This is a genomic window from Planktosalinus sp. (assembly GCF_059864935.1).
The window spans coordinates 1-10556 of the sequence record NZ_JCBCCK010000071.1; the positions used below are offsets into that span (position 1 = coordinate 1).

A 10556-nucleotide genomic window follows, 5' to 3' on the forward strand; every position below is an offset into this window, starting at 1 on the left:
AAATCGCTGCAAAAGTGTTTAATGTGCTTGAAGGTGAGAATCTCACTGCTGCCGCAAAAACCACAGGCATTGGCATACTGGAGCTTTCCACGGTATTTGATAATTTATGCCCCGATGTTGTGGTAACAGTAGCTGATCGTTTTGAGACTATGGCCACCGCCATTTGTGCCTCGTTTATGAATATTCCCCTCGCACACATTCAGGGAGGCGAAGTCACCGGTAATATTGACGAAAAAGTGCGCCACGCCATCACCAAACTGGCCGACTATCACTTTGTGTCCACAGAAGAAGCCGAAGCCCGTGTCCTCAAACTGGGTGAAGACCCCAAGGTGGTGTTCAATACCGGCTGCCCGTCCATCGATTTGGCAAAAGCGGTAGTACAAAGTGAATCACTTACATTTGACCCTTACCAAAAATATGGCGGAGTGGGGGCACAACCAATGCTTACAAACGGTTTTCTCGTGGTACTGCAGCATCCGGTAACCAATGAGTATGCGCTTTCGCGTAAGCAAATAGAAGCCACCTTGCAAGCCATCAACCAATTGCAAATCCCGACCCTCTGGTTCTGGCCCAATGTGGATGCCGGGGCAGATGGCACTTCAACAGGCATCCGCAGTTTCAGGGAACGAAATGAGTTAAATCATGTCCATTTCTTTAAAAATATGGAAGGAGAAGACTTTTTACAATTGCTCTACCACAGCAAAGGCTTGGTGGGCAACAGCAGTGTGGGCATTCGCGAATGTGCTTATTTAGGTGTCCCGGTGGTCAACATCGGAACCCGGCAATACCGCAGACAAAGGGGAACCAACGTGATTGATGTGGATTATGATACCGAGGCCATTAAAACAGCCATTCAAAACCATTTGCAAAACGGTCACTTAAGCAGTTCAAAGATTTATGGTGAAGGTGAAGCCGGTCAATCAATCGCTGCATTGCTGAGCAGATTGCCGTTAAGGTTTCATAAGACGATTGTTTATTAGATGTTAGACATGAAACATGAGACATGAGATGTGAGACATTAGATATGAGACATTAGACGTGAGCCTGTCTGTCGAACTGGATTTTAGAAAATTGAGAAGAGAAACTAGAGAAAATTGAGAAGTACAAAATGTTTGATGTTTATGGTTTATAGTTCATTGTTAAAACCACAAACCACAAACCAGAAACCACAAACCAGAAACCACAAATTTATCCACCGGAGGTTTACCGTAGGTGGACCACAAACCACAAACAAGAAACCACAAATTTATCCACCGGAGGTTTACCGTAGGTGGACCACAAACCACAAACCAGAAACAATAAACTTGTGAACCACAAACCCAACATACTCGCCATCATCCCTGCCCGAGGTGACAGCAAGGGCATCCCCGGTAAAAACATAAAGTTGCTTGGGGGAAAACCGCTGTTGCAATACACTATAGAAGCTGCCCGTGAGAGCAAGCTGTTATCGCGCGTGATTTTGTCATCTGATAATGTGGCAATCATCGATTTGGCTAAGTCCGTCGGACTTGAGGTTCCTTTTGTTCGTCCGGCGCATTTGGCTACAGATAGTTCCGGTTCGTTGGAAGTCGTGCAACATGCCTTGATTTTCTTTGCAGAAAAAGGGGAAACTTTTGATGCCGTTTGCCTGTTGCAACCCACCACCCCTTTTCGCGAAAGCGGGAGCATTGATGCCGCCATTCAACAGTTTTTGGATTCCGGTTGTGATTCGTTGGTGAGTGTGCGTGAAGTCCCGGAAGAGTACAATCCGCATTGGGTGTTTGAGGCCGATGAAAAGGGCTGTTTGCATATCGCAACGGGCGAAAAAGAAATCATTAAACGCCGTCAGGAGTTGCCTAAAGCCTATTTCCGGGATGGGAGTATCTATTTAACCAAAACGGAAACGGTTTTGGAGCAGTACTCTTTGTATGGAAATAGCATAGGGTATATGGTTTCTAAAGGGGAGAGATATGTCAATCTGGATACAATGGCAGATTGGGATCTTGCTGAACAAATAGTAAAAAAAGGAAATTGAGTTGATGGGAAGAAATGACAGTGCAGTAGCGGCCTATACTTATTATTCAACCCTGGATGGAAATCAACACATTGCTTCAGAGTTTGCACTTTCTTTTATAAATGTACTCATTGGTAAGTTTCAAATAAAAAGTGTTTTGGAACTGGGCTTAGGAATAGGGTCAATTTGTTATTCCATCCATAAATTTTGTGAACGAAATGCTATTAAAATCAGCTATACCGCAACGGAGTCTAACCCATTTTGTTTAAGTGTATTACCTAATTACTTAAAAACCTATTACAATTCAATAGAAATATATCCGAATCTTCACCATATACCAATAGAAAAAAGATTTGATTTGATAATCATCGATGGTAAGGAAGAAAATCTGGTGGTGGTAAAAAGTATGTTATCCAAACATGGTATTGTATTGATTGAAGGAGATAGGCTACAACAACTTGAAATTATCAGAAAAACCTTTCCCAAGGCAAACTATGTAAGGGTTATTTCATTATATAAAAACCCCGATTATGGTCCATTTTCATCAAAAAATTGGTGTGGTGGAGTGCAATTGGTGTTTATAAACCCTACATTTAAGCAGAAGTTGAATTACTTCTATTTGAAAACTTCAACATCAATCAAGTATAAGTTGAGGCGGATATTTTGATTTTACAATAAAAATGAATAACATTGTAAATTGAAAGTGTCATTTTCAATATGCAAGGTTATATTCAAAGAAAAGCAGAAAAGCAAATGGAGCAATACTTGGATATTTTTCCTGTAGTTGCTGTATTGGGCCCTAGGCAGTGTGGAAAATCTACTTTGATCAAAAAAATGTCAGAAAGTTGGGAAAATACCCTTTATCTGGATTTACAGGATTTGGATGATTTAAATAAACTTCAACAGCCTTCATTGTTTTTTGAGCACAATATACAGAAGCGGATTTGTTTGGATGAAATACAGTTGGTGCCTGAATTATTTTCTGTATTACGAAGCAGGGTGGATAAGCAGAGAGAAAACGGGAAATTTGTAGTATTGGGTTCTGCCTCCAGAGATATCATTCAAAAAACTTCAGAGTCCTTGGCTGGAAGGATAGGTTTTATTCACCTAACTCCTTTTACTCTTGACGAATTGTCACATACAAAAGGATTTACATTAGAACAATTTTGGTTACGGGGCGGCTTTCCTGAGAGTTATTTGTCCACAAGTGATTCAAATAGTGATGTTTGGAGGGAAAATTTTGTAAGGACTTTTATTGAAAGGGATATTCCTCAATTAGGCTTTCAAATCCCGGCTTTACAATTGCGTCGATTTTTAACAATGTGCGCCCACAACCAAGGCCAATTGGTCAACTTGTCAAAATTTGGGGAATCTATGGGGCTCACACATCCCACAATCAAAAGGTACATTGATTTATTGGAACAGACTTTTATTATAAGAACACTTCCGGCTTTTGAATCCAATCTCAAAAAGCGGTTAATCAAGTCTCCTAAACTTTTTATACGTGACTCCGGAATGGTGCATCAGCTTTTAGCGATTGAAACCTATAATGATTTGTTGGGTCACCCTGTATTTGGCAACTCCTGGGAAGGCCTTGTTGTAGAAAATGTGATTTCAATGATGGAAGGTTGGAAAGCAAGTTTTTACAGGTCGAGCTCAGGAAATGAAATCGATTTAATCTTGGAAAAAGGACAAAAGCGATTGGCCATAGAATGTAAAGCATCGTCATCACCTAAACTTACCAAAGGTTTTTGGCAAGCCCTGGAAGTAGTAAAGCCCGATAAGGTTTATGTGGTTGCCCCTGTAACAGACACTTATTATATCAAAAATCAGGTATTGGTTTGTAACCCAATATTCCTTTTGGAAAAAGAATTATCAAAATACTCTTGATTAGCTATGTGCGGCATTTCAGGCTATATCGGTAACAAGGAGTTTAGGCAAGGCATTGCAGCTATGGTAGCAGTACAGGAACACCGCGGCCCGGATTTTTCAGCCGTTTATATAGATGAAGGCTTTGCTGCACTGGGCCACAACCGCCTGGCCATTATAGATTTGTCACCGGAAGCCAACCAGCCTTTTCAGGATGCCACCGGCAGGTATGTGATGGTGTATAACGGCGAGGTGTATAATTATCGGGAATTGCGGGAAACACTTTCAAACAACTACAACTTTAAAACCCAAAGCGATACCGAAGTGGTGCTGGCAGCCTATATCAAATACGGGGCCGACTGCTTAAAACACCTGAACGGGATGTTTGCCTTTGCGATTTGGGATACCCAAGAAAAAAAACTATTTGCCGCCCGGGACCGTTTTGGGGTCAAGCCTTTTTATTATCACATGAACAATGAAGGTTTCTACTTTGCCAGCGAAATCAAAGCCATCCGGACAGTTTTAAATACAACAGGCTTTAACGAAAAAGTCTTTGCAGCTTATTTTGCCTATGGCTCTTACGGAATGCCCGATGATACCTTTTTTGAAAGAATACAACAGTTGGCCGGCGGTCATTATCTGGAATACAAAGACTCCAAATTACAGGTCACGCGCTGGTACCACTTTGAAAAAGAAGTGAAGCTGAGCAATACCCCACACTCCCTTGAAACCGTTAAAATGCACTACAAACAATTGCTGGAAGAAAGTATTTCCCTGCGTTTCCGGGCTGATGTGCCTGTGGGCATCAATATCAGCGGGGGTATTGACAGTTCGTTATTGCTGGCCTTGGTTAACAAAAGGGCTGATGCTGCTCAAATCAAAGCATTCACCTTTTATACCGGCGATGCCCGCTATGACGAATTGCCCTGGGTGGAAGCCATGATCGCCCATACCCAAACACCACTGCATAAAGTGTTGTTTACTGTTGAAGAAGTAGTGGGGTTCACTAAAAAAATAGCTTATTTCCAGGACGAGCCTTTTGGTGGGGTTCCCACATTGGCCTATGCCAAACTTTTTGCAACAGCCCGGCAGCAAGGCGTCAAAGTATTGCTGGACGGACAGGGCATGGACGAGCAATGGGCGGGTTATGATTATTACCACACCAGCTCAGGGCAAACCATACAGGGGGTAAATACAACGGGGAGTCCGTTTAAAATAAAGTGTCTGAGTAAAGACTTTTTGGCTTTGGCCCAAAAACCCATATACCCCAAACCCTTTGACAATGAATTGCTCAACAAACAGTACCGTGATTTGTTTTATACCAAAATACCCCGTGCATTGCGCTTTAATGACCGCATTTCAATGGCATATTCCACAGAACTGCGGGAACCTTTTTTAGATTACCGTTTGGTGGAACTCGCTTTTGCACAACCGGAAGCGTTTAAAATCCACAACCAACAAACCAAATACCTGTTGCGTTTGTTGTTGGAAGACTACGCCGGTAAAACGATTACTTGGGCGCCCAAAAGACCCTTACAAACCCCGCAAAGGGAATGGCTGGGCACATCACTGCAACCATTGGTTGACGAAGCCCTGGAAGAACTCTTAGAATCTCCTTATTCACATTGGTTTGATTCAAAAGAACTGCATAGGGAATGGGAAATCTACAGGAAAGGTAAACAGGACTTTTCTTTTCATTTGTGGCAATGGGTGAATTTTAGTAATTTGCTGAATAACAATATGACCAATGAATAAGCAAAAATCTGTTTTCATTATACTTCCGGATGGAGTAGGATTGCGTAATTTTGTTTATTCAAACTTCAATGAATTAGGAACTTCAATAGGGTTTTCTATTAAGTATTGGAATGCGACTCCTTTTAATTTGGGTGATTTTGGTTGTGAAGAAAGAAAATTAAGTGGGAAACCTAAGATCAAAACTGATTTATTAAAAAGAGCGTTAATTGAACTCACTTTATCAGATTTTGAAACCAAAACCGGTAATGCCATTTTTTCAGAATACCGATTTCCACCCACAACCAAAACCATCAAGCAAAAAATCAAAAATTTCTTGGTTAAATGGTATTCATGGAAATACACAAACAATTTGACCGGACTGCGAAAACAATTGCAGCAAACTGAACGCAATTCGCCCTATTACAAACAGTGTCTCGTTACTCTTAAAAAAGAACAGCCGGCCATGGTATTTTGCGCCAACCAGCGTCCGGTAAATGCCATAGCACCTTTAACAGCTGCCCGTGATTTGGGCATTCCCACGGCAACTTTTATTTTTTCCTGGGACAACCTGCCCAAGGCCACCATGGTGGTGGAAACCGACTATTATTTTGTGTGGAGTAATTATATGAAAGAGGAACTATTGTTTTATTACCCCTACATCCAAAAAGAACAAATCATAGTCACCGGCACCCCGCAATTTGAAATGCACTTTGAGACTACTTTAAAACAAAGTCGCGAGGATTTTTGTAAGGCACACAAGCTCGACCCGGAGAAAAAATACATTTGTTTTTCCGGTGATGACATCACTACTTCACCGCACGATTCGAAATACCTAGAGGATGTGGCAGAAACAGTTAGACTCTTAAACCAAAAACAAGACAATTGGAGCATCCTGTTCAGAAGGTGCCCGGTGGACTTTTCCAACCGATTTGACGGGGTTTTAAATGAGTATAACGCAGAAATAGTTGACTTACCTCCTTTATGGAAAAAAATGGGTGCCGATTGGAATACCGTCCTGCCAACAAAAGAAGATAACACATTACTGGTGAATACAATTGCACACAGTGAACTGGTCATCAATATGGGTTCGACTATGGTATTTGATGCAGTCTGTCACCATACGCCCTGTTGTTATATTGCCTACAATCCGGAAAGGGTATCCCTTCAAAAGGACATCCATACCATATATAAATACATCCATTTTCAATCGGCTACAAAAGAATTTCCTGTGTATTGGTTGCACAAACCCGAGGAACTTCATTCTATTTTAAGTACTTTAGAAACTTCAAAAGAAGAAATTATTAAAAACGCCCAAACCTGGTTTCAAACCATCAACCAACACCCACCCCAAAAAGCCTCAGAACGGATTTGGGAGGGGATAGAAAAGATTGTAAATGATGAGAAACAATAAAAAAATCATCTTCTCCAATGCCTATTCCCCCAGGACAGGGCATAATTTTGCATCTGAGGTCTTTAAGGTGTTTACAAATCATCAGGTTTTAATTCACAACAGAAGTGAAACCAGGTTATCTACTATGCTGGAGGGGTATTATAAAATATACAACACCCATATTTACCATAAAACGGATAAAGATTTTTTTGACGAGCTGTTTATTAAGGACCTGCGTCAAAAAATCCTGTCCAAATCTGAAGCTGACTATGTGATGATTAAAGACACTTCGTTTACCGGGGTGTCACATTTAAAAAAAGTATTCACAAACGATTTGCACATACTTTTATTCAGAGACCCCAGAGATGTACTTCTATCGCTCTTCAAAGGCATGAGGCTCAAAAAGCCGGGCATTAAAAATTACTTGAAACGACTGGGAGTCTTAGTGGGAATTTATCCTTATTATTACAGTTATAAGTTTAGTCGAAAAATTTTAAATACAATGCCGGACTTTGACGGGTTTAATATCGTAAAGTATGAAGACCTAGTGAATAAAAATGAAAACACTTTACTAAAGTTAAAACACCTGTTTCAATGTGAAAAGTCTCTGGAACAAATAATAGATGAAATTGAGAACATTGAAGTGATTAACACCTCATTTTTTGAAGAAACAAATGCCAAAAATATATGGGATGCAAAACCCAAAACCGTTGACTTTAAACCTGTAAACAGAAAACCAAAATCACGCTTAACTGAAGTATGTATTCTTTTAGGTTCAAAAAAGCTAAGAAAAAAACTCAACTATATTTAAAATGCACATCTGCTTCCTTACCCCCGAATACCCTCACCCCAACATCGGTACTTCCGGCGGGTTGGGCACGAGCATTAAAAACCTGGCTACCCAACTGGCAGCACGTGATTTTGAGGTGAGTGTAGTGGTTTTTGGAAAGGAAAAAAGTGCGGTTTTTATTGAAAACTCCATCACTTTCCACATTTTAAAACAACAAAGGCACACGTTTCTTGGTTTTTATATAAACAGGAAATTTATAGCAAAATACCTGAACCGCTTGATTGAAAAAGAAGGTGTAAACCTGATTGAGGCCCCGGACTGGACGGGAATTACCGCGTTTATGAAGCTGGACGCACCCTTGGTCATCAGGATTAATGGGAGCGATGCCTATTTTTGCCACCTTGACGGAAGAAAGCAAAAGAAGAAAAATTATTTTTTTGAAAAACTGGCACTCAAAGGAGCTACAGCAGTCACTTCAGTGAGTGCATTTGCAGCAGGACTTACCCGCTCAATATTCAATCTCGAAGACGATATTACGGTTATTCCAAACGGTATAAACACCAACAACTTTGAGCCCCACCACGAAGCTGAAATGCCTGCCAGGGTCTTGTATTTTGGTTCCCTCATCAGAAAAAAGGGAGTGCTTGAACTTCCGGATATTTTTAACAAAATCAATCGGGAAAAGCCCGATGTGGAATTTGTGTTTGCCGGAAAAGATGTCATCGATATTTTTACGGGTAAATCTACCCGGGCTTTAATCGTTTCAGGATTGAATGAGGCCACACGGTTAAAAACAGTCTTTCTTGGCGAATTGTCCTATGAAGCCATACAAAATGAAATTGCCAAGGCCACAGTGGTCGTCTTGCCAAGTTATGCAGAAGCATTACCCATGAGTTGGCTTGAAGCCATGGCCATGGAAAAAGCCCTTGTAACCTCAAACATTGGTTGGGCCGAAGAGATGATGATAGACGGTGTGACGGGCTACACGGTTTCACCCGATGATCACGAGGCATATATGACAGCGGTTTTGCTGCTGCTTGAAGACCCACAACTCCGCAAGGTGCTTGGGAAACAGGCTAGAGAGTATGTAGTGCAGCATTTCAGCACTCAAAAAACCATAGCTCAAAATATGGCCTTTTATGATGCTTTGATTACAACCAAAGGGAACCAACAATGATTTTTGTCTATCATTCAAACAACAAGGTACATTCTGTAGGGTCTGATAAAGACATTGCCGGATATGCTGAGCGTTCTGTTTCAACCTCCTTATTTGAACTCGCTGCTGAGTTTCCTGATCAATGGCTGATTTGGTGTGATATCACTTGTAAAGAGCTATTAAATTATGAAATTCTACCTGATTTATTTCACCAAAAGCGCATGATGCATTCCTGTGGGAATTCCGGCTTTATGGGACCGGATATCGGCTTTGTGGAAAACAGTCCGTTTATCAAAATAAACAGAGCTGTCCGGTACCCCACCTGGCAAATGAGCGCACAGTCCGGAGGCATCCACAGCAGTGTGTTGAATTCGGTAGAAAAACAAGTGATTAAAGATGTCGATTTTAGCTATTTTTTAAACTCACTTGCAAAAGTACTCATGCCACTGGGGCTGTTTTGTTATCATAATCCCGAATTATTAAAAAAACCTGTAGTAAATCAGGAAGCCAAGGCTACTGCCAAAACCTTATTTCGGTTTGTAAAACAACACTACAAAAGCCATTGGCTTATTTTCCTTTTTATAAACTTATGGGTGTATAAAAAACAATTTCACCTTGGCGCGTGGCTTTCCGCCTTATTGTATAAAAAAAGAACACTTCCACCGGGTGTTTTGGATGCTATTCCGCTTCAGTCTTCAAAGTCATTGTCCGTTCCATTTTCCGTAGATGTGGTCATCCCAACCATTGGAAGAACAAACTATGTGAAAGCAGTAATCAACGATCTGGCCAAACAAACAAAATTGCCTGAAAAACTTATCATAATCGAGCAAAACCCAGATTCAAAAAGCGAAAGTGACTTGAAGGATTTTGTGAATAAAAACTGGCCTTTTGAGATCAAGCATATATTCACACACCAAACCGGAGCCTGCTATGCCCGAAATCTGGGCTTGCAACATGTAACTGCCGATTGGGTTTTCTTGGGGGATGATGACAACGTATTAGGACATAATTTAATTCATGATATTTTTAAAAAGGCTAAAGCTATCGGAGTTGAGGCAATTACTACCTGCTATTTGCAAAAAAATGAAAATAGGGTCTTTAATAAAATTGTTCAATGGCACACCTTTGGAGCCGGAAACAGTTTTGTTAAAAAAAGTTTATTAAATGATATTCAATTTGATGAAACTATGGAACACGGCTATGGAGAGGATGCTGATTTTGGCATGCAGTTACGCAACAAAGGAGCTGATGTTATATATGTTCCAGAACCATCAATCTTACATCTCAAAGCACCTGTGGGAGGATTTAGAACCAAACCCGTATTGCCTTGGCATCATGAAGAGTTTGCTCCTAAGCCATCACCAACCATTATGCGCTTTCATCAAAAACACCGAACCCAAGAACAAATTCTTGGATATAAAACCGGCTTGTTTTTAAGGCATTATCGAAAACAAGCGATTATAAATCCGTTGAAGTATTTTAAAACCTTCAAACAACAATGGAATCAAAGCCTATTTTGGGCACAAAAACTAGCAATAAATAACAAAATCAATAACCAATAACCAATAACCAATAACCAGAAACCAGAAACCAGAAACCAGAAACCAGAAACCAGAAACCAGAA

At 40.6% G+C, this 10556-nt stretch carries 9 protein-coding genes; all 9 read left to right on the plus strand.

Annotated features, from left to right (window positions below):
- Positions 1-980, plus strand: a 980-nt coding sequence (neuC, locus tag AC6F75_RS03155) for a UDP-N-acetylglucosamine 2-epimerase (protein ID WP_500713499.1), incomplete at its 5' end; no start/stop codon positions are given.
- A gap of 326 nt (positions 981-1306) precedes the next feature.
- Positions 1307-2014, plus strand: coding sequence for a cytidylyltransferase domain-containing protein (locus tag AC6F75_RS03160; protein ID WP_500713500.1), 708 nt, complete (start codon positions 1307-1309; stop codon positions 2012-2014).
- Between the two features lie 4 nt (positions 2015-2018).
- Complete coding sequence (locus AC6F75_RS03165; protein ID WP_500713501.1) at positions 2019-2660, plus strand: hypothetical protein; 642 nt, start codon at positions 2019-2021, stop codon at positions 2658-2660.
- 50 nt (positions 2661-2710) lie between these two features.
- Positions 2711-3883 (plus strand): DUF8612 domain-containing protein, encoded by a 1173-nt coding sequence (locus tag AC6F75_RS03170; protein WP_500713502.1) that lies wholly within the window; start codon positions 2711-2713, stop codon positions 3881-3883.
- Positions 3884-3889: 6 nt separating this feature from the next.
- Positions 3890-5617 (plus strand): asparagine synthase (glutamine-hydrolyzing), encoded by a 1728-nt coding sequence (asnB, locus tag AC6F75_RS03175; protein WP_500713503.1) that lies wholly within the window; start codon positions 3890-3892, stop codon positions 5615-5617.
- Entirely contained in the window at positions 5610-7007 is a 1398-nt protein-coding gene (locus AC6F75_RS03180) for a glycosyltransferase family protein (protein WP_500713504.1), read from the plus strand. The genes asnB and AC6F75_RS03180 overlap by 8 nt, the downstream gene beginning before the upstream one ends.
- Positions 6991-7797 (plus strand): hypothetical protein, encoded by an 807-nt coding sequence (locus AC6F75_RS03185; protein ID WP_500713505.1) that lies wholly within the window; start codon positions 6991-6993, stop codon positions 7795-7797. Before AC6F75_RS03180 ends, AC6F75_RS03185 begins: the two co-directional genes overlap by 17 nt.
- A 1-nt stretch (position 7798) precedes the next feature.
- Positions 7799-8953, plus strand: coding sequence for a glycosyltransferase (locus AC6F75_RS03190; protein ID WP_500713506.1), 1155 nt, complete (start codon positions 7799-7801; stop codon positions 8951-8953).
- Positions 8950-10494 carry a glycosyltransferase gene (locus AC6F75_RS03195; protein WP_500713507.1) on the plus strand — a complete coding sequence of 515 codons (1545 nt, stop codon included), beginning with the start codon at positions 8950-8952 and terminating at the stop codon, positions 10492-10494. The genes AC6F75_RS03190 and AC6F75_RS03195 overlap by 4 nt, the downstream gene beginning before the upstream one ends.
- Positions 10495-10556 lie beyond the last annotated feature (62 nt).